This window comes from Novosphingobium sp. (assembly GCF_965214355.1).
Lineage (GTDB): Bacteria > Pseudomonadota > Alphaproteobacteria > Sphingomonadales > Sphingomonadaceae > Novosphingobium.
Genome location: NZ_CBDCBI010000002.1, coordinates 369,823 through 387,782, shown reverse-complemented (window position 1 = coordinate 387,782; position 17,960 = coordinate 369,823). Strand labels below are relative to the sequence as shown.

Genomic DNA, 17,960 nt, shown 5'->3' with positions numbered 1-17,960 from the left:
GCCATTTGCAATCCACCCGTGTATATGCCCTCCATGGGTCGCATCGAAAACATTCAGCTTAACGTCCGTTCGGCATTCGCGCGTGACCGTGTGCAGGCGCTGACCAAACTCACCGGCATGACCGCCAGCGAAGTCGTCGAGGATGCGTTGCGCGGCTACGTTCCGCCCGGGCTTCCCGCCAACACCGGTGCTCTGGTCCGGCGCGGCGCGCTGCTTGTCCGGCCCGCCACCGGCGCAAGCATCAGTCTGGCAGAGGCCAACGACGCGCTGGACCGGGCCCGGCAGCTGCCGTCACGTGGCGGAGGGGCCGATCTTGACGATTGACGCGCTGATCGACAGCAATGTCATCATCGCAGCACTCGCCGGTGACCACGACCATCACGTGCCTTCGGCAGACCTGTTCGGCCTTGCGGATACCGCGACATTGGCCGTGACCGCGCACAGCTATGCCGAAGCCTACAGTACGCTTACCCGGCGTGGGGCCCACGCACCCTTCCGCTTCTCCGCCGATGAAGCCTGGGCCGCGCTGGAAAGCCTGCGCGCGATAACCCAGCTGGTCGGACTGACGCCTGCGCAGAGTTTCGAAACGGTGCGCAGTTATGCGACCGCCGGCGGGATCGGGGCGCGGCTTTATGACCGGATGATCGGCGAGGCTGCGGTGATCCATGGTATTTCAACGATAGTGACCTGGAACGTCAGCCACATGCGCAGCCTTTTCCCGACCATCGATGTCATGACACCGCCTGAATACGGGCGGCGCCGATGACCCCCGATCGGCTCGACCGTTTCGCCCGCCACATCGTCCTGCCCGAAGTGGGCGGCATAGGCCAGATGCGGCTGGCGCAGGCGCATGTCGTGCTGGTGGGCATGGGCGGGATCGGCAATCCGGCGTTGCAGTACCTGGCGGGCGCGGGGATCGGCCGGTTGACCGTGATCGATGACGATGTGGTCGCGCTGTCGAATTTGCAGCGCCAGACGCTGTTTGCGCCGAACGATGTCGGCCGGCCAAAGGCGCTGGTTGCGGCGGAGTGGGCGCGGCGGTTCGATCCTGCGCTGACGGTAGTGGCGCATGTCGCGCGGGTCGATGCCGACAATGCGGCGGCATTGCTTGGCGGCGCGGATGTGGTGCTCGACGGCACGGATACGTTTGCCTCAAGGTTGGCGATTGCCGATGCGTGTGTTGCACTGGGCGTGCCGCTGACCAGCGCGGCGCTGGCGCGGTTTCAGGGCCAGGTTGCCAATTTTGCCGGGCATTTGCCCGACCAGTCCTGTTATCGCTGCTTTGTCGGCGACGCGTTCGATGCCGATGATTGCGATACGTGCGCGGATGATGGCGTGCTGGGTGCGATGGTCGGGATGGTGGGTGCATTTGCGGCGATGCATGCGTTGCGGGTGGTGCTGGAGGGGCGCACGACGCTGGGCGATCCGCTGTGGGGCCGGCTGGTGGTGATCGATGGGCTGGCGCCGTCGTTGCGGCCGATGTTCATCGCCAAGGATCCGGACTGCCGGACATGTGGTTGCCAGGCTTAGCCGTTAACGGCTTGATCGACGTGCCACAGCAGCCTTTGTATCGCGCCGCAACGCGGCAGGCAGCTTGCCGCTTCGCGGCGAGAAAAAACGCCAGATGGCCTTACAGTTCAAGACGGTAACGGGATCCAAGGGCCCCTGGCCCTTGGCCGCCGGAGGCACCCAAAACGGCCGCCGGAGGCCCGTTAACCGAGCAAACCATCCACCCACGCGGCGACAACTTCACTCGCCGGCCCCAGCCGCGTCTCGTCAAACCACGCCGACCCCTGCGAGCGTTCCAGGTTAAGCTCGAGCGTCTGCGCACCGAGTTCACGCGCCAGCCGGACGAAGCCGGCGGCGGGGTAAACCGCGCCCGAGGTGCCGATCGAGACGAACAGGTCGGCGCCGGCCAGCGCGGCCTGGATGTCGTCCATGCGGTAGGGGATTTCGCCGAACCAGACGATATCGGGGCGCAAGGTTGGCGCGGCGCACGCGGGGCATGGCGGGCGGTCGGCCAGCGGCCCGGTCCAGCGCGTGCGGGTGTCGCATGTGGCGCACCACGCCGACAGGTGTTCGCCGTGCATGTGGATGACGCCGTGCGCGCCGGCGCGTTCGTGGAGGTCGTCGACGTTTTGCGTGACGATGGTGACGTGGCCGGGCCACGCGGCATCCAGCCGGGCGAGAGCAAGGTGCGCGGGGTTGGGGGCTTTGGTCTGGATCGCGGCGCGGCGCATGTCGTAGAAGCGCAGCACGAGATCGGGATCGCGGGCAAAGGCTTCGGGGGTGGCGACATCCTCGATGCGGTGTTGTTCCCACAGGCTGGGCTGGCCGTTGGTGCCGGCGCGAAAGGTGTCGATGCCCGATTCAGCCGACACGCCGGCGCCGGTCAGGACGACGATATGGGGGGGTATGGTCATGAGTCGTTTCGTCGGTCGAAATGGCGGCTAACGCAATGTTTATGGCTCTGCGGTATCGTCTCCTCAAGGGGGCAGAGCATGATCATATCGACATATCGCAATATCGCTACGGGCGCCGTTGCCGTGCTGGTTGTGCTGAATTTTGCGATGAGATGGGTCGATCTCGACTCGCCTGTCACATTCATCATCGGTACGTCTGCGTGTCTGTCGGTGTTTCTGGTCGCATGGTATTTCCTGGCCCGCTACCGCGCGGCGGTCAGGACGGGTATCGGCGAGGTCAACGCCAACGCGGATGCGCTGCGCAGGGAAGCGGCCGAGATGCGGCGTCGCCTTGCCGATCTGAAAGCCTATCAAGCGCTGGTGCCGGTGCCGGAGACCGAAGAGCAGCGGGCGACGCTGCGCCAGCTGATCGATGCGCTGAAACAACAACGCCTGATTGTTGAAAGGCGCAGGAAGGATACAAAAACAGTTACCGCAGAGTTGCTTGTATCCTCGGGGATAAAGCCCATTCCGTAAATGCGGGCCCATGTGAAGCCGATTTTACTTGCTTGCTGCCGGTGCCGGTCCGAGGTCTGCGGGGGCAAGCAGATGAGAACCCGGGCCCGATGGCACATATCCTGGTCGTAGAGGACGATGGCGAGACCGCCGCGCTGATCTGCGCCGCGCTCGAAGCCGAACAGCACGATGTCGTCCACCTGGCCGACGGGCTGCAGGCGCTTGGCCGGCTGGGGGCGGAACGGTTCGATGCGGCGACGGTCGATCGGATGCTGCCAGGGATCGACGGGCTGACGCTGGTGGCGCGGATTCGTGCGCGGCAGATCACGACGCCGGTGCTGGTGATTTCGGCGCTGGGCGATGTCGATGAACGCATTGCGGGTTTGCGCGCCGGCGGCGATGATTATCTGGCCAAGCCGTTTTCGCCGGCCGAGATGGTCACGCGGATCGACGTGTTGCTGCGCCGTGCGCGCGATTACCCCGAGGACGGGTTCTTGCGCGCCGGGCCGATCGCGCTCGATCTGGTCAAGCGGCGCGCGTGGGTCGATGGCGAAACGCTGGATCTGGTGAACAAGGAGTTCCGCCTGCTCGAATTCCTCGTGCGCCATGCCGGGCATGTCGTGGCGCGGCAGGTGATTTTCGAACAGGTCTGGGGCCGGTATTTCGAGGCCAGCGACAATCTGATCAATGTGCATATCGCCAAATTGCGCCGCAAGCTGGAGCGGCCGGACCGCGCGGCGATGATCGAGACGATCAAGGGCGAAGGGTATCGCCTGGCGGTTTCGCAGCCGCCCATCTCGTGAACACGCCGCAGCGCCTGATCGACTTGCGCCATACGACTGCGTTCCGCCTGACCGCGGGGCTGACGGGCGTATTCGTGGTCGCGATTTTTGCCGCGCTGTGGCTGATCTATGCGCAGACGAGTGCCGAGCTCAACCATCGTACCGACCTGACGATCACCACCAAGGCGCATATGCTGGCGCTGGGCGATAACGCCCGCACGCTGGCGGCGGCCCATCTGGCGCTGGACGATTCGACGCATCTGCTCGAAAGCGTGGCAGTCTTCGATACCGCGCACCGTCTGCTGGTCGGCGAACCGTCGCTGGGGCCGCCGTTTCCGATCGGGCAGATGTTCGAGCGCGTCCATGGCCCGCGCGGCGTACCGGTGCGCGCGCTGGCGTTGATGACGGGTGGCGGGCTGATCGTGGTGGTGGCGCGCGATATCAGCCCGATCCACGATCTGCGCGCGCGGATCCTGGCGATCATGTGGATTACCGGCGCCGGCGCTGTCGCGGTGGCGCTGGGCGCGGGCGTGTTGCTCAGCCTGGGGCCGATGCGCCGCATCCGCCGGCTCGAGGCGACGGCGGCGCGGATTGCGATGGGCGAGCTCGATTTGCGGATCGCGATCGGCGGTCGCGGCGATGAATTCGACATGATCGCCGCGATCATCAATGTCATGGTCGAGGAAATCGAGCGGCTGCTGCGCCAGGTGAAAGGCGCAACCGATGCGATCGCGCACGATCTGCGCACGCCGCTGTCGCATGTCCGTACCCGGCTGGAACGCATCGCACTGCTGCCGGTGCTGGCCCGGCATCCCGATGGCGAGGCGGCGACCTTGCTGCTGGGGGCGCGTGACGAGCTCGACGCGGTGCTCGCGCGGTTCCGGGCGTTGCTGCGCATGTCGGAGCTGGAGGCATCGCGGCGCCAGGCGCATTTCGCCAGCGTCGATGTGTGCGACATGGCGCGCGATCTGGCCGAATTGTACGAGCCGCTGGCCGAAGAGCGCGGGATCACGCTGGTCGCCAGCGGCTATGCCACGATGTGCGTGCACGGTGACGAGCGGCTGCTGTTCGAAGCGGTCAGCAACCTGGTCGAGAACGCGATCAAGTTCAGCCCGGTGGGCGGCACGATCGCGATCAGCGTGACCGAATTGGGCGAGCGGATCGCGATCACCGTGACGGATCAGGGCCCGGGCATCGCGCCGGCCGAACGCGCGCTTGTCCTCGAACGGTTCCAGCGCGGCAGCGGCGCGGCGGCGACGCCGGGGTTTGGCCTGGGGCTCAGCCTGGTCGCGGTGATCGTTGCGGTGCACGGGTTTGTGCTGGAGCTCGACCCGGCGGGCGATGGCGCCAGCCCGGGCCTCGCCGCGCGGATCGTCGCGCCGCGGGTGTAACAGAGGCCTCCGGCGGCCAAGGGCGGTATAGACCGGCTACATAGGTAACACTTTGGACCGGCAACATGGGTAACAGTTCAGAGTATCGGGCGGGAGGACCGTTCGATGCCCTTTACAGGTCAAAGTGTTATGGACAGCCGGCTTGGGTTTGTGGCTGCGTGCCTCAAGAAAGAGGTGCCGATTGGTGATTTGTGCTCGCAGTACGGGATCAGCCGGAAGACGGGGTACAAATGGCTTTCACGTTATCTGGAGCTGGGAGCGTTGGGTCTGTCGGAGCAGAGCCGGGCGCCAAAGACGATACCCTGGCGCATAGACGCACAGACCGAAGCGGCGATCCTAGGGCTTCGCGAGCGCTTTCCGACATGGGGGCCGCGCAAGCTGCTGGCGCGCCTGGCGCTGGATGTTCCGGATGGGCACTGGCCAGCGGCAAGCACGATCGGCGACCTTTTGCGGCGCAAGGAACTGAGCCAGACGCGGCGTATTCGGCGCTCCGGGGGCGCGGGCCATGGCCAGCCGGCGATCCCGCAGGCCGCCAACGAGATATGGTCTGCAGATTTCAAAGGCTGGTTTCGGACAGGTGATCGTGTGCGCTGCGAGCCGCTGACGATCACTGACAATTACAGCCGCTACCTGATCCGCTGCGAGGCCGTGCCACGCGCCGACATGGAAAGCGTCATTCCACTTTTCGAACAATCTTTCAAAGAGTTGGGTTTGCCAGCATCGCTTCGCACGGACAATGGCCATCCGTTCGGGATGAGCCGGGGGCTCGGCGGACTGACCCGGTTTTCAGTGTGGTTGGTGAAGCTTGGCGTCATGCCCGAATACATAACCCCGGGCCGCCCTGATCAGAATGGTCGTCACGAGCGGATGCATCGTACCCTTGCCGAAGACACCGCCGCACCACCGGCAGATACGCTGCGTGAACAGCAGGCCCGGTTTGACACCTGGCGGCACCTCTACAACACCTACCGCCCTCACGAAGCACTGGGACAGATCTGCCCGGCGTCGGTCCACACAGCCTCGACCAGGCAGTTTCCCGACAAGATCGACGCATGGGACTATCCTGACGACCACTACGTCCTGCCCGTCACAGCCAAGGGTCTGGTTCGCTGGCGCGACAAAACACTCTACATCACTGAAGCTTTGGCCAACGAAACCGTAGCCATCGTCCAACGCGACAATGGAGACTGGACCGTACGCTTCCGCTGGATCGATCTGGCAACCCTGAGTGATCAGTCAGCCCAGATTGTGGGTTCAAAGCTGGCTCGTACGAGCCAGCTTTGAACCCACAATCTGGGCCAAATCTGTTACCTATGTTGCCGGTCTAAAATGTTACCTATGTCTCCGATTGCACCGGCCATTGCCCATAGGCGCGAACTATCGCGAAATTCGTCGCTCCGGGCTTGACCCCCTACGGCATTCACACATCGTATTCTCGCTCGTCATTCCTGCGGACGCAGGAATCCAGACTGGGCGCCAAGCACCGAACCAACCGCTTGGCGCCCAGTCTGGATTCCCGCGTCCGCGGGAATGACAATATATGGGTTATTGAATTATATAAATTTTCGAAGGCATGCGAAATGTGTGAATGTCGTAGGGGCTTGACCCGGGGTCCCGCTTTCTTCTTGCGGCGTCGCTTCAAATACTGCGCTAACACAACAAAAAGCGGGACCCCGGATCAAGTCCGGGGCGACGACAGATGTTAAGTTAGCGCCTATGGGCAATGGCCCTTGGATCCCGATAGCTTTGGATGTGCGACGCCGGAGGCACTGCGTGCGTGAACTTTTCTTTAGTTGCCCCGCGCACCCCCCGCGACCACACCGCGCACCATGCTGCAACTGGTCAAAATCGCCCTGTCGAAGCCGATCACGTTCGTGGTCATGGCCATTCTGATCATGCTGGGCGGGACGATCGCGTGGCTGACGACGCCGACCGACATCTTTCCCGATATCCGCGTGCCGGTGATTGCGGCGGTGTGGCAGTACAACGGCCTGGCGCCCAGGGACATGTCGGGCCGCGTCATCTATTATTACGAGCGGCAGCTGACCTCGACGGTCAACGACATCGACCATATCGAAAGCCAGTCGTACAACGGTATCGGGGTGGTGAAGGTGTTCTTTCGCTCCGGCGTCGATATCCGCACTGCGACAGCGCAAGTCACGTCGGCCTCGCAGACCGTGCTGAAGCAGCTGCCCGCCGGGATCACCCCGCCGCTGATCCTGAACTACAGCGCGTCGACCGTGCCGATCCTGCAAATGGCGCTGTCTTCTAAGACCCTGTCCGAGCAGCAGATGTTCGACGTGGCGCAAAACCGGATCCGGTCGGGGCTGGCCACCGTCCAGGGCGCGGCGATGCCTTCGCCCTATGGCGGCCGGGTCCGCCAGATCCAGATCGATATCGATCCGCAGGCGCTGCAGGCGCGGCATCTGTCGGCGGCCGATGTCGGCACCGCACTGGCCGCGCAGAACCAGATCATTCCGGCCGGCACCGCGCGGATCGGCGCGTTCGAATACAACGTTCGGCTGAACAATGCGCCAGAGGCGATCGCGGCGCTGAACGGCTTGCCGATCCGCACGATCGACGGCGCCACGGTGTTCATGCGCGATGTCGCCAATGTGCACGATGGGTCGCCGCCGCAGCAGAACGAAGTGCGCGTCAATGGCCAGCGCTCGGTGCTGATGACGCTGCTCAAGGCCGGCAGCGCATCGACGATCGCGATTGTCGAGGATGCGCGCGCGGTGGTTACACGCATGCGCCCCTCGCTGCCCGACGGGTTGAACATCGATTTCCTGTCCGACCAGTCGCTGTTCGTGAAGGCTGCGATCGACGGCGTGGTGCGCGAGGGTGTGATTGCGGCCGCGCTGACCAGCCTGATGATCCTGCTGTTCCTGGGCTCGTGGCGGTCGACCGTGATCATCGCGATCTCGATTCCGCTGGCCATTCTTGCCGCAGTCATGGGCCTGGCGATCAGCGGCGAGACGCTGAACATCATGACCCTGGGCGGGCTGGCGCTGGCGGTCGGCATCCTGGTCGATGACGCGACGGTGACGATCGAGAACATCAACTGGCATCTCGAACAGGGGAAGGCGGTCGAAACCTCGATCCTGGATGGCGCCAGGCAGATCGTGCAGCCGGCGTTCGTGTCGCTGCTGTGCATCTGCATCGCGTTCGTGCCGATGTTCTTTCTGGGCGGGGTCCCGGGCTATCTGTTTGCACCGATGGCCAAATCGGTGGTGTTTGCGATGATCGCCTCGTTCGCACTGTCGCGCACCCTGGTCCCGACGATGGCCAACTGGCTGCTGCGCGAACATGCGAGCGCTTCGACGCAGGCGCAGATGATCAGCCATGACGCAACCACGGGCCATCCGCACACGCGCAATGTGCTGCGCCGGTTTCAGCACGGGTTCGAACGCCGCTTCGAAGGCTTTCGCACCTGGTACGTCGGCGCGCTGCGGCTGGCGCTCGATCATCGGCGGCTGTTCGTCATCGTGTTCATGGGGATCGTGCTGGGCAGTTTCGCACTGGTGCCGTTTCTGGGGCGCGATTTCTTTCCGGCGGTCGATTCGGGCCAGATCAGCATCCATGTGCGCGCGCCCACCGGAACCAAGCTGGAGGAAACCGCCGCGCTGTTCGACCATGTCGAGGCGCGCATCCGCGCCGATCTGCCCGCATCCGAAACCGGCACGGTGATCGACAACATCGGCATGACCGTGTCGGGCATCAACATGGCCTATTCGAACAGCGGCGGCATCGGCCCGCAGGACGGCGATATCCTGATCACGCTGAACGAAGGGCATCACCCGACCGCCGGCTATGTCCGGCGGCTGCGTCAGGACCTGCCCAATGCGTTTCCGGGCAGCACCTTTTCGTTCCTGCCCGCCGATATCGTCAGCCAGATCTTGAATTTCGGCGCGCCGGCACCGATCGACGTGATCGTGGCGGGCCCCGACAATGCCGCCAACGAAGCCTACGCCGACAGCGTGCTGGGCCGGCTGAACGCCATTGCCGGCATCGCCGACGTGCGCGTGCAGCAGCCGAGCAATTATCCCGAGCTGCAGATCGATGTCGACCGTTCGCTGGCCGATCGCGTCGGCATCACCGAAAACGACGTGACCCGGGCGCTATCGGTCAACCTGGCCGGATCGTTCCAGGTCGCGCCGACCTTCTGGCTCAATCCCAAGAACGGCGTGTCGTATCCGATCGTGGTGCAATCACCCGAATACCGCGCCGACACCCTGAGCGCGCTGAACAATGTGCCGATCACCGGTGCCGGCGGCGGGTTCCAGACGCTGGGCGGGCTGGGCCAGGTGCATGAAGCGCGCACCGCCGCAGTGGTCACCCATTACGCGATCCAGCCCGCGATCGATATCTATGCCACCACGCAGGGCCGCGACCTGGGCGCGGTGGCGGGCGATATCCAGCGCGTGCTCGACCAGACGCATGGGGCACTGCCCAAGGGCGCGACGGTGACTCTTCGTGGCCAGGTGCAGACGATGAACGCGGCGTTTTCGGGGCTGATCCTGGGCCTGATGGGCGCGGTCGTGCTGATCTACCTGCTGATCGTGGTCAATTTCCAGAGCTGGATCGATCCGCTGGTGATCATCACCGCGCTGCCGGCGGCGCTGGCCGGAATCGTGTGGATGCTGTTCGGCACGCACACCACGCTGTCGGTGCCCGCGCTGACCGGCGCGATCATGTGCATGGGCGTGGCGACCGCCAATTCGGTGCTGGTGATCACCTTTGCCCGCGAACGGCTGGAGGCGACCGGCGATGCGCTGCGCGCCGCGCTGGAGGCGGGCGCGACGCGGTTCCGCCCGGTGCTGATGACGGCCCTGGCCATGATCATCGGCATGGCGCCGATGGCGCTGGGTCTGGGCGAAGGCGGCGAACAGAACGCGCCGCTGGGCCGCGCGGTGATCGGCGGGCTGGTGTTTGCGACCGTCGCCACGCTGGTGTTCGTGCCCGTGGTGTTCTCGATCGCGCACCGCCGCCGCAGCGGTCATCCTGAAATCGAAAATCACAAGGAACTGCACCATGTCTGATCCTCACGGCGTTCCGGACGCAGCGCCCCCCAAGGGTCTCGGCCGTGTCGGCCTGATCGTGGCTGGCGCCGCGCTGATCGTCGTGGCCGGCGGGATCTATGTGCGCACGCGCGATGCCGATGTCGCGCAGACCGCGTCCGACGGCCAGGCCACACCGAGCGTGCGCCTGATCACGCCGGCCACCGGGGGCGCCAGCGACGAACTGGTACTGCCCGGCACGATGCAGGCATGGAACACCGCGCATATCTATGCCCACGTCGGTGGCTATGTTCACGCCTGGATGCGCGACATCGGCGCCGAAGTCGGCCAGAACGCGCCGCTCGCCACGATCGACACCCCTGAGTTGGACCAGCAGATCATCCAGGCGCGTGCAGCGCTCGATCGCGCGCGGGCCGAGGCAGGACTGGCACGGTCGACTGCCGCGCGGTGGAACGACCTGCTGAAAAGCAGGGCCGTATCGGTGCAGGAAACCGACGAGAAGAACGCCGACGCCAAGACTCACGCTGCTGGCGTCGAGGAGGCGGTCGCCGCGCTGGGGCGCCTGCTGGCGGAAAAAAGCTATGCCACGGTGCGTGCGCCGTTCGCCGGCGTGATCACCCAGCGCACGGCCGATATCGGCGATCTGGTGGGACCTGGCGCAACCAACCAGACTCCGATGTTTGCGATGGCCGACGAACGACGCATCCGCGTCTATGTCAATGTGCCGCAACAGTATTCGGCAGCGATGCACAGCGGGCTGAGCGCGACGCTGAGGCTGCCCGATTATCCCGACGAATCCTTTACCGCCACGATGACCGACCAGAGCCACGCGATCGACCAGCGCAGCGGTTCGTTGCAGGTGCAGCTGAAGACCGACAATCCGCAATTCAAGCTGAAGCCCGGTGGCTATGCCCAGGTCCATTTTGCACTGCCCGGTGTCTCGACGCAGCTGGTCGTCCCGTCGGGCGTGCTGGTGCTGCGCGAACATGGCAGCCAGGTCGGAACCGTAACCGATATCCGCAATGGCCAGGGGCGCGTGCATCTGATCCCGGTGGTCGTAGGCCGCGATCTGGGCGGCAAAGTCGAAATCGCCTCGGGGCTGACCGCCGCGACGAAGCTGATCGCCAACCCGTCGGATTCGATCAGCGAAGGCCAGATCGTGCGCGTGGAGAGCCGGCGTGATTAGGCGCGCCGCGCTGGCCGGCGCGGTGCTGCTGGTCGCGGGATGTGCAGGGGCGCCCGCGTATCATCCGGTGACGGTCACAGCGCCCGCAGCGTTTCGCGAAACCGGGCCCTGGGCGCCTGCCGATGCGGCGGGCACCACGGCCGCGATCGCGCCCGACTGGTGGCACGCGCTGGGCGATCCGCAGCTCGATACGCTGGAGGCGCAACTGGCCAGCGCCAGCCCGACCCTGGCATCCGCGCTGGCGCGCAGCGACGAAGCGCGCGCCGCGCTGCGCATCGCGCAGTCGCAGGCGCTGCCGACCGTGGGCGCGACCGCCAATCCGGGCTACAACCGGCAATCCGACGACCGGCCGCTGCGCGGCGGCGCGACGCAGGAATCCGAATATGGCAACAACCAGATCGGCCTGACCGCCAGTTACGAGCTCGATCTGTGGGGCCGGGTGCGCAATGCGATCGCGTCGAGCCGCGCCCGGGCCGTGGCCAGCGCCGAGGATACCGCCGCGATCCGGCTGAGCCTGCAGGCGCAATTGGCCACCAGCTACATCATGTTGCGCGGGCTCGATGCCGAATCCGCCTTGCTCGAACGCTCGATCGCGGCGTTTGCGCAGGCCGACACCGTGGTGAACGCGAGGTTCAGCGGCGGGGTCGCAACCGGCATCGATGTCGGGCGATCGGGTGCGGCTCTCGCCGATGCGCAGGCGCAGCGCGCCGATGTGCTGGCCGCGCGGGCCAGGCTCGAACATGCGATCGCCAGCCTTGTCGGCACGCCGGCCTCGGCCTTTGCCATCGCGCCGCAAAAAGACACGCTGACCGTCGCCATCCCGCCCGCCGGCCTGCCCGCAACGCTGTTGCAGCGCCGGCCCGATGTGGCGGCGGCGGAACGGCGGATGTATGCCGCAAACCGGTCGATCGGCGTCGCCCGCGCGGCGTTCTTCCCCACGATCGATCTGGCCGCGCAAGGCGGGACCAATGCGACGACGATTGCCGGGCTGGCGATGGCGGGCAATGCGTTCTGGGCGCTGGGCCCGGCGCTCGCGGTGACCTTGTTCGATGGCGGCCGCCGCGCCGCTGCCGTGCGCGAGGCGCGCGCGCGCTGGGATGAAGCCGCCGCCGACTATCGCAGCACCGCGTTGACCGCATTTCAGGAGGTCGAGGACAGTCTGTCTGCGCTCCACCATTTCGGCGATGAAGACAGCGCCGCCAGCCGCGCCGCCGCGCAGGCGCAAGACGCCGCGAACCTGTCGATGATCCGCTATGAAAAGGGCGCATCGAACTATCTTGACGTCGTCACCGCGCAAACGACCGCGCTGTTCGAACAGCGCCGCGCGATCGAGGTGCATACGCTGCGGCTGAACGCGGCGGTGTCGCTGGCGCGCTCGATCGGCGGAGGATGGAAGGCGTAAGGGGGCTGCGCGCTTTCCCCAATACATCATCATCAACCCGGTTTGGGCGGGGGCATTGCGCCGCGCGCAAATGCTGGCACAGTGCGGGGATGAACCGCACTGTGATCTTCGCTGCTCTCGTCGTTGCGGCATCCCGCGCCTGGGCCGCGCCGGCCGCGATCACCCCCGATGAAGCCGCCTTCCGCACGACCTATCGCACGTTGGTCGAAACCGATACGACGCTGGCGCACGGTGATTGCACGCTGGCCGCCGCACGCATGGCCGACACCTTGCGCGCAGCCGGCTTTTCCGATGACCGGCTGATCGCCTATGCCGCGCCCGATCATCCCAGGGAGGGCGGGCTGGTCGCGATCCTGCCCGGGCATTCCAGCGCGCTCAAACCGCTGTTGCTCGTCGCGCATCTCGATGTTGTGGAGGCAAGGCGCGAAGACTGGCCGCGCGATCCGTTCGTGCTGACCGAAACCGGCGGATATTTCCACGCGCGCGGTGCCTTCGACGACAAGGCGCAGGCTGCGATCTTTGTCGATGCGCTGGCCAATCTGTCGCGCGCGCATGCCAAGCCCAAACGCACGATCAAACTGGCGCTGACCTGCGGCGAGGAAACCAATGGCGCGTTCAATGGCGCGCAATGGCTGGCGGAAAACCGCCGCGAGCTGATCGACGCCGCATTTGCGCTGAACGAAGGCGGCGGCGGGCGCACCGATGGCAGAGCGGGCGGGGCCAAGGTCATCGCCCAGACGATCCAGATCGGCGAGAAAACCTTTGCCAATTTCGTGCTCGAAACGCGCAATCGCGGCGGCCACAGTTCGGCCCCGCGCCCCGACAACGCGATCTATCAGCTGGCGCATGCGCTGGACCGGATCGAAGCCTATACGTTCCCGGTCGAATTTACCCCGATCACCACGGTCTATTTCCATGATGTCGGCACCGCGCGCGGCGGCGCAGTCGGCGCAGCGATGGTCGCGCTCGCGGCCGATCCGGCAGACGGTCCCGGTTATCGGGCCGCACTGTGGCAGGTCGATACCGATGCGTTTTTGCATGCGAACATCCGCACGACTTGCGTTGCGACGATGCTCGATGCCGGGCATGCGCCCAATGCGCTGGCGCAGCGCGCGCGCGCGACGGTCAATTGCCGGATCTTTCCCGGCCACAATGTCGATGCCATCGGCCACGAGCTGGAGCGCGTGATCGGCGATCCCGAAGTCGGCGTGACGGCGCTGGCCCCGCTGCGCCCTGCTCCGCCCCCGCCGCCGCTCGATCCGGCGGTGCTCGATCCGGCGCGCAAGCTTGTTGCCAAATACTGGCCCGGGGTCGCGCTCGTGCCGGCAATGGCCAACGGCTATACCGACGCGACATTCCTGACCGCGGCGGGTATTCCGACGTATGGCGCGCCGGGGCTGTGGGGCGATCCCGATGGCAACGGCGTGCACGGCCTCGACGAGCGCATTTCCGTGCAATCGCTGATGACCGGCCGGCTGTTTCTGGATGACCTGATCCGCGCTTATGCCTTTTGACTTTTGAGGACCTGAACCGATGCCAAAACCGATCATCGCACGCATTCTGGCCGGCGCCGCCCTCGCCGCAATAGCCACCTCCTCCGCCTTTGCTGCGGACGATACCGGCGAAGCCGCGTTTCGCGCGACGTACAAGGAACTGGTCGAAACCAACACCGCGGTGTCATCGGGCAGCTGCACGCTCGCGGCGCAGCGCATGGGCGCGCATCTGAAAGCCGCCGGGTTTGCCGACAGCCAGATCACCTATTTCGCCACCCCCGAACATCCCAGGGACGGCGGCCTTGTCGCCGTGCTGCCCGGAACCGCGCCGGGCACGAAACCGATCCTGCTGATCGCGCATCTCGACGTGGTCGAGGCCAAGCGCGCCGACTGGACGCGTGATCCGTTCACGCTGGTCGAGGAAGGCGGCTATTACTGGGCGCGCGGGTCGTTCGACGACAAGGCGATGGCCTCGGTCTGGGTCGACACCATGGCGCGGCTCAAGGCCGGCAATGTCAAGTTGCGTCGCACGGTCAAACTGGCGCTGACGTGCGGCGAGGAAACCAGCGGCGCATTCAACGGCGCGGAGTGGCTGGCCAAGAACAAGCGCGAGCTGATCGATGCCGAATTCGCGCTGAACGAAGGCGGCGGCGGGCGCACCGATGGCAAAGGCGTGACGCAGGGCGGCAAGATCGTCGTGATGTCGGTCCAGGTCGGCGAAAAAGCGTCGCAGGATTACCGCGTGGAGGCGCGCAATGTCGGTGGCCACAGCTCGATTCCGATCAGGGACAACGCGATCTACGAGCTGTCCGACGCGCTGCTTCACTTGCGCGATTTCGATTTCCCCGCCGAACTGAACGACACGACCCGCGCGTTTTTCGCGCGCCGCGCGACAGCCTTCCCCGGCGAAACCGGCAAGGCGATGCAGACGGTCGCGACCGCAGCGCCAGGCAGCGATGCGTTCAAGCAGGCGGTTGCGGTGCTCGACCAGGATCGCGGGTTTCATTCGACCTTGCGCACCACCTGCGTCGCGACGATGCTCGACGGCGGCCATGCGACCAACGCGCTGCCGCAACGCGCAGGCGCGATCGTCAATTGCCGCATCTTTCCCGGCCACAGTTTCGAAGAGGTGCGCAGCAAGCTGGCACAAGTCTTTGCCGACCCCAGATTGACCGTCACCACCGCCGAGCCCGACCAGCCGATGGGCAAGGCCCCGCCGTTCACGCCCGAAGTGATCCGGCCGATGGAAGTGCTGACCGAGAAATACTTCCCCGGCGTGCCGCTGGTCCCGACGATGTCCACCGGCGCCACCGACGGCATCTATCTGGAGGCCGCCGGCATCCCGACTTATGGCGTGCCCGGGATCTGGGCGAACCCCGATTTCAACGGCATCCACGGCCTGAACGAGCACCTGGAAGTGGCGTCGCTGCTGAAAGGCCGCGCGTTTCTGTACGATCTGGTGCAGGCTTATGCGAAGTAGGCAGGGTGCGGAGAAACGCCATGGACGTCATCAGCTTTTCGCACGCCCGCGCCAATCTGAAGCAAGTGATGGACCGGGTTGTCGCCGACTATGCCCCCGTCATCGTTTCGAGATACAAGGCCGAAGCCGTCGTAATGGTGTCGCTGTCAGACTGGAATGCGATCGAGGAAAGCATGCATTTGCTCTCGACACGAGCGAATGCCGAGCGTTTGATGCAAAGCATCGCCGAGTTCGATCGGCGCTAGAGTATCGCGCCGTTGATAAGAACCAGCGCTACCATGAAAGAGCCCTTCCCCTGAGGGGTTACAGCACTCACACGTCGTATCTTTGTTCGTCATTCCCGCGGACGCGGGAATGACGAAAGGCATAAATTATTGAATCCTTGTCGATTTTCGAAGTCGTACGAGATGTATGAATCCCGTAGCCTCTGACGGGAGAGGCGTATTTGGTCGCCGGTGCTTGTCAGAAACCTTGCCCTAATTCCGCCCGCTCATCCCCGGCATGCGCATGCGCGGAAGCACCAGCTTTTTCTGTTTGTCCGCCAGAAACGCAAACACCGCCTCGTTGATGAACTTGTCATCCGCCACTGTCGCGCCCGCACCGGCGGGATGGCCCCACAGCGACGGGATCGGTTTGAATGTCACGCCGGGGATCAGGCGCGCTTCGTAACGGGCATCTTCGACCGGGAAATACAGGTCGGTCAGGCTGGGCATGTACAGGATCGGCGTGCGGATTGAGCGCAATGCCGCCTCGATCTGGCCGTTGTAGCGCGAATTGCCGCTGATGTCGTGGCGTTGCCAGGCGCGCATCTGCAGGATCAGGTCGTTGGCATCGGCGTCGGGAATGAACTTGGTGCGATAGGTTTCGATGACCTTGCCAAGCGTGATGTCGGCCGGCGCACCCACGCGCCACAGCTCGCGGCGCCACCATTCCTGCGAATACAGCCACGCGGTCCACACCAGATTGAACGCCTCGATGCCTTTGGCGGGCTGCACCTTGTAGTCACCATTGGCAAACACCGGATCGGCCTCGATCGCGGCGATCTGGCTTTCCAGCCGGACGATGCCGTGGCCATACGTTTTTGCGGTGGACGATGTGGCGACGATGCGATCGGCGTAGTCGGGATGGCTGATCGCCCACTGGAACGCCTGTTGCCCGCCCATCGAAAACCCGATGATCGCGCGGACATGCGTGACGCCGTACTGGTATTTGAGCAGGGCGCGCACAATTTCGACATTGTCGCGGATAGTCGTGACCGGAAAGCGCGGGCCATGGTACGGTTCGGGGGTGTTGCTGGGCGAGGACGAGCGCCCGTTGCCGAACATTTCGGTCGCGACGATGAAATAGCGCGCGGGATCGAGCGCGCGGCCCTTGCCGATCAGCCAGTCATAGCCGTGCCAGGTCGCCATGTAATGCGACGGCACCAGGATGACATTGTCGCCCGCCGCGTTCAGCGTGCCGTACGTGCCGTAGACGATCTTGGCATGCGGCAGGACTGTGCCCGATTCGGTGTGAAAATCGGCGACTTCGTAAGTGTGTTCTTCGCCCCCCGAGGAAGATTGCGCGATCGCTGCCGACCCGGCGCACAGCGCCAACGCAGCCGCGATACGGCAGATCGCCCTGCCCAGTGTCGAAAATGCCATGCGACCGTCCCCCGCAACCGGTTACCGGCCGCTGGTGTGCCATTGGCCGGGCGAAGCGCGCAACAACCGATTTGGTGTGATTACGGCTGCCAGGACAAGACTGGTCGGCTGGCGCCATTGCTCTGTCTGATCGGCGGTGAATCGACCGCGCGAACGCCGGTGACTTCACGAACTGCCGCGACGCCCTGCTGGCCGGTCACACCGTTCCGGCGGTTGGCGCCACCGACTGACGCCTTGGCAAGAGGGAACAGACCGTCGCGCGTCAATGGCGTGGCAGCGGCGGTACGGCCGGGGCGATAGCCCGTATCGGGGTTGACGACCGTTCCGGGCAAACCGGGCGTGCCGGGAATCGTACGGTTGACCTGGCCGTTGTTCATCCCCGGCAACAGCCGGATGCCGATCGGCGTGCTGGCCTGGATCGGCTGGATCGGCAGCATGAGTGAGCGCACGGTCTGCGCGCAGGCGGGTGCGGCGCTGGCAAGCACAAGCGCGCATGTGGCGATCGCAACAGTCTTGATCATCGGGCGTCTCCGGCAACCGGCCGCATGACAATGCGGCCGGGCACTGGGGGCATAATGCACGAAACCGCCGATTCGATCCATCCCCGACATCGAGTATCATGTCGCGACCGGTATCATGCCCGG

General features: G+C 65.1%; 16 protein-coding genes. 13 read left to right on the top strand and 3 right to left on the bottom strand.

Annotation, left to right across the window (positions count from 1 at the left end):
* Positions 1-33: 33 nt before the first annotated feature.
* Genes ACOOE2_RS02405 through ACOOE2_RS02395 form a run of 3 tightly spaced genes read left to right on the top strand, consistent with a single transcriptional unit; the run spans position 34 to position 1,530 of the window.
* Positions 34-324, top strand: coding sequence for a hypothetical protein (locus ACOOE2_RS02405; protein WP_420381429.1), 291 nt, complete (start codon positions 34-36; stop codon positions 322-324).
* Positions 314-766, top strand: coding sequence for a type II toxin-antitoxin system VapC family toxin (locus ACOOE2_RS02400; protein WP_420381428.1), 453 nt, complete (start codon positions 314-316; stop codon positions 764-766). The genes ACOOE2_RS02405 and ACOOE2_RS02400 overlap by 11 nt, the downstream gene beginning before the upstream one ends.
* Entirely contained in the window at positions 763-1,530 is a 768-nt protein-coding gene (locus tag ACOOE2_RS02395; RefSeq protein ID WP_420381427.1) for a HesA/MoeB/ThiF family protein, read from the top strand. Before ACOOE2_RS02400 ends, ACOOE2_RS02395 begins: the two co-directional genes overlap by 4 nt.
* 182 nt (positions 1,531-1,712) lie before the next feature.
* Here the strand turns inward: ACOOE2_RS02395 and ACOOE2_RS02390 are convergent, their stop codons facing one another.
* The gene (locus tag ACOOE2_RS02390) at positions 1,713-2,423 is read right to left on the bottom strand and encodes an NAD-dependent deacylase (protein ID WP_420381426.1); all 711 of its coding nucleotides are present in this window, start codon (positions 2,421-2,423) and stop codon (positions 1,713-1,715) included.
* A gap of 78 nt (positions 2,424-2,501) precedes the next feature.
* Here ACOOE2_RS02390 and ACOOE2_RS02385 point away from each other — a divergent pair, with 78 nt between their 5' ends.
* From ACOOE2_RS02385 to ACOOE2_RS02340, 10 genes are all read left to right on the top strand, one after another.
* Entirely contained in the window at positions 2,502-2,939 is a 438-nt protein-coding gene (locus ACOOE2_RS02385; protein ID WP_420381425.1) for a hypothetical protein, read from the top strand.
* A gap of 89 nt (positions 2,940-3,028) precedes the next feature.
* Positions 3,029-3,721, top strand: coding sequence for a response regulator transcription factor (locus tag ACOOE2_RS02380; protein WP_420381424.1), 693 nt, complete (start codon positions 3,029-3,031; stop codon positions 3,719-3,721).
* Positions 3,718-5,091, top strand: a complete 1,374-nt coding sequence (locus ACOOE2_RS02375) for an ATP-binding protein (RefSeq protein WP_420381423.1) — start codon at positions 3,718-3,720, stop codon at positions 5,089-5,091. Before ACOOE2_RS02380 ends, ACOOE2_RS02375 begins: the two co-directional genes overlap by 4 nt.
* A 129-nt stretch (positions 5,092-5,220) precedes the next feature.
* On the top strand, positions 5,221-6,375 hold the full coding sequence (locus ACOOE2_RS02370; protein ID WP_420381167.1) for an integrase core domain-containing protein: 1,155 nt from the start codon (positions 5,221-5,223) through the stop codon (positions 6,373-6,375).
* 545 nt (positions 6,376-6,920) lie between these two features.
* Positions 6,921-10,133, top strand: a complete 3,213-nt coding sequence (locus tag ACOOE2_RS02365; RefSeq protein WP_420381422.1) for an efflux RND transporter permease subunit — start codon at positions 6,921-6,923, stop codon at positions 10,131-10,133.
* The gene (locus ACOOE2_RS02360; protein WP_420381421.1) at positions 10,126-11,298 is read left to right on the top strand and encodes an efflux RND transporter periplasmic adaptor subunit; all 1,173 of its coding nucleotides are present in this window, start codon (positions 10,126-10,128) and stop codon (positions 11,296-11,298) included. Before ACOOE2_RS02365 ends, ACOOE2_RS02360 begins: the two co-directional genes overlap by 8 nt.
* Positions 11,291-12,700 carry an efflux transporter outer membrane subunit gene (locus ACOOE2_RS02355; RefSeq protein ID WP_420381420.1) on the top strand — a complete coding sequence of 470 codons (1,410 nt, stop codon included), beginning with the start codon at positions 11,291-11,293 and terminating at the stop codon, positions 12,698-12,700. Before ACOOE2_RS02360 ends, ACOOE2_RS02355 begins: the two co-directional genes overlap by 8 nt.
* Before the next feature lie 89 nt (positions 12,701-12,789).
* Positions 12,790-14,214 (top strand): M20/M25/M40 family metallo-hydrolase, encoded by a 1,425-nt coding sequence (locus ACOOE2_RS02350; protein ID WP_420381419.1) that lies wholly within the window; start codon positions 12,790-12,792, stop codon positions 14,212-14,214.
* Between the two features lie 19 nt (positions 14,215-14,233).
* A complete protein-coding gene (locus ACOOE2_RS02345) occupies positions 14,234-15,673 on the top strand; it encodes a M20/M25/M40 family metallo-hydrolase (protein WP_420381418.1) in 1,440 nt (479 codons plus the stop codon).
* A gap of 20 nt (positions 15,674-15,693) precedes the next feature.
* Complete coding sequence (locus ACOOE2_RS02340; protein ID WP_420381417.1) at positions 15,694-15,918, top strand: type II toxin-antitoxin system Phd/YefM family antitoxin; 225 nt, start codon at positions 15,694-15,696, stop codon at positions 15,916-15,918.
* A 231-nt stretch (positions 15,919-16,149) separates the two neighbouring features.
* Here ACOOE2_RS02340 and ACOOE2_RS02335 read toward each other — a convergent pair whose 3' ends face one another.
* Both ACOOE2_RS02335 and ACOOE2_RS02330 read right to left on the bottom strand, forming a co-directional pair.
* The gene (locus tag ACOOE2_RS02335) at positions 16,150-17,316 is read right to left on the bottom strand and encodes an alpha/beta fold hydrolase (protein WP_420381416.1); all 1,167 of its coding nucleotides are present in this window, start codon (positions 17,314-17,316) and stop codon (positions 16,150-16,152) included.
* An 80-nt stretch (positions 17,317-17,396) separates the two neighbouring features.
* Complete coding sequence (locus ACOOE2_RS02330; protein ID WP_420381415.1) at positions 17,397-17,837, bottom strand: hypothetical protein; 441 nt, start codon at positions 17,835-17,837, stop codon at positions 17,397-17,399.
* Positions 17,838-17,960: the final 123 nt, after the last annotated feature.

Excerpts from the sequence above, each read along its gene's own strand:
- ACOOE2_RS02405 (WP_420381429.1), top strand. The coding sequence starts at position 34 with ATGGGTCGCATCGAAAACATTCAGCTTAACGTCCGTTCGGCATTCGCG.
- ACOOE2_RS02395 (WP_420381427.1), top strand. The coding sequence starts at position 763 with ATGACCCCCGATCGGCTCGACCGTTTCGCCCGCCACATCGTCCTGCCC.
- ACOOE2_RS02390 (WP_420381426.1), bottom strand. The coding sequence starts at position 2,423 with ATGACCATACCCCCCCATATCGTCGTCCTGACCGGCGCCGGCGTGTCG.
- ACOOE2_RS02385 (WP_420381425.1), top strand. The coding sequence starts at position 2,502 with ATGATCATATCGACATATCGCAATATCGCTACGGGCGCCGTTGCCGTG.
- ACOOE2_RS02380 (WP_420381424.1), top strand. The coding sequence starts at position 3,029 with ATGGCACATATCCTGGTCGTAGAGGACGATGGCGAGACCGCCGCGCTG.
- ACOOE2_RS02370 (WP_420381167.1), top strand. The coding sequence starts at position 5,221 with ATGGACAGCCGGCTTGGGTTTGTGGCTGCGTGCCTCAAGAAAGAGGTG.
- ACOOE2_RS02365 (WP_420381422.1), top strand. The coding sequence starts at position 6,921 with ATGCTGCAACTGGTCAAAATCGCCCTGTCGAAGCCGATCACGTTCGTG.
- ACOOE2_RS02360 (WP_420381421.1), top strand. The coding sequence starts at position 10,126 with ATGTCTGATCCTCACGGCGTTCCGGACGCAGCGCCCCCCAAGGGTCTC.
- ACOOE2_RS02350 (WP_420381419.1), top strand. The coding sequence starts at position 12,790 with ATGAACCGCACTGTGATCTTCGCTGCTCTCGTCGTTGCGGCATCCCGC.
- ACOOE2_RS02345 (WP_420381418.1), top strand. The coding sequence starts at position 14,234 with ATGCCAAAACCGATCATCGCACGCATTCTGGCCGGCGCCGCCCTCGCC.
- ACOOE2_RS02340 (WP_420381417.1), top strand. The coding sequence starts at position 15,694 with ATGGACGTCATCAGCTTTTCGCACGCCCGCGCCAATCTGAAGCAAGTG.
- ACOOE2_RS02335 (WP_420381416.1), bottom strand. The coding sequence starts at position 17,316 with ATGGCATTTTCGACACTGGGCAGGGCGATCTGCCGTATCGCGGCTGCG.
- ACOOE2_RS02330 (WP_420381415.1), bottom strand. The coding sequence starts at position 17,837 with ATGATCAAGACTGTTGCGATCGCCACATGCGCGCTTGTGCTTGCCAGC.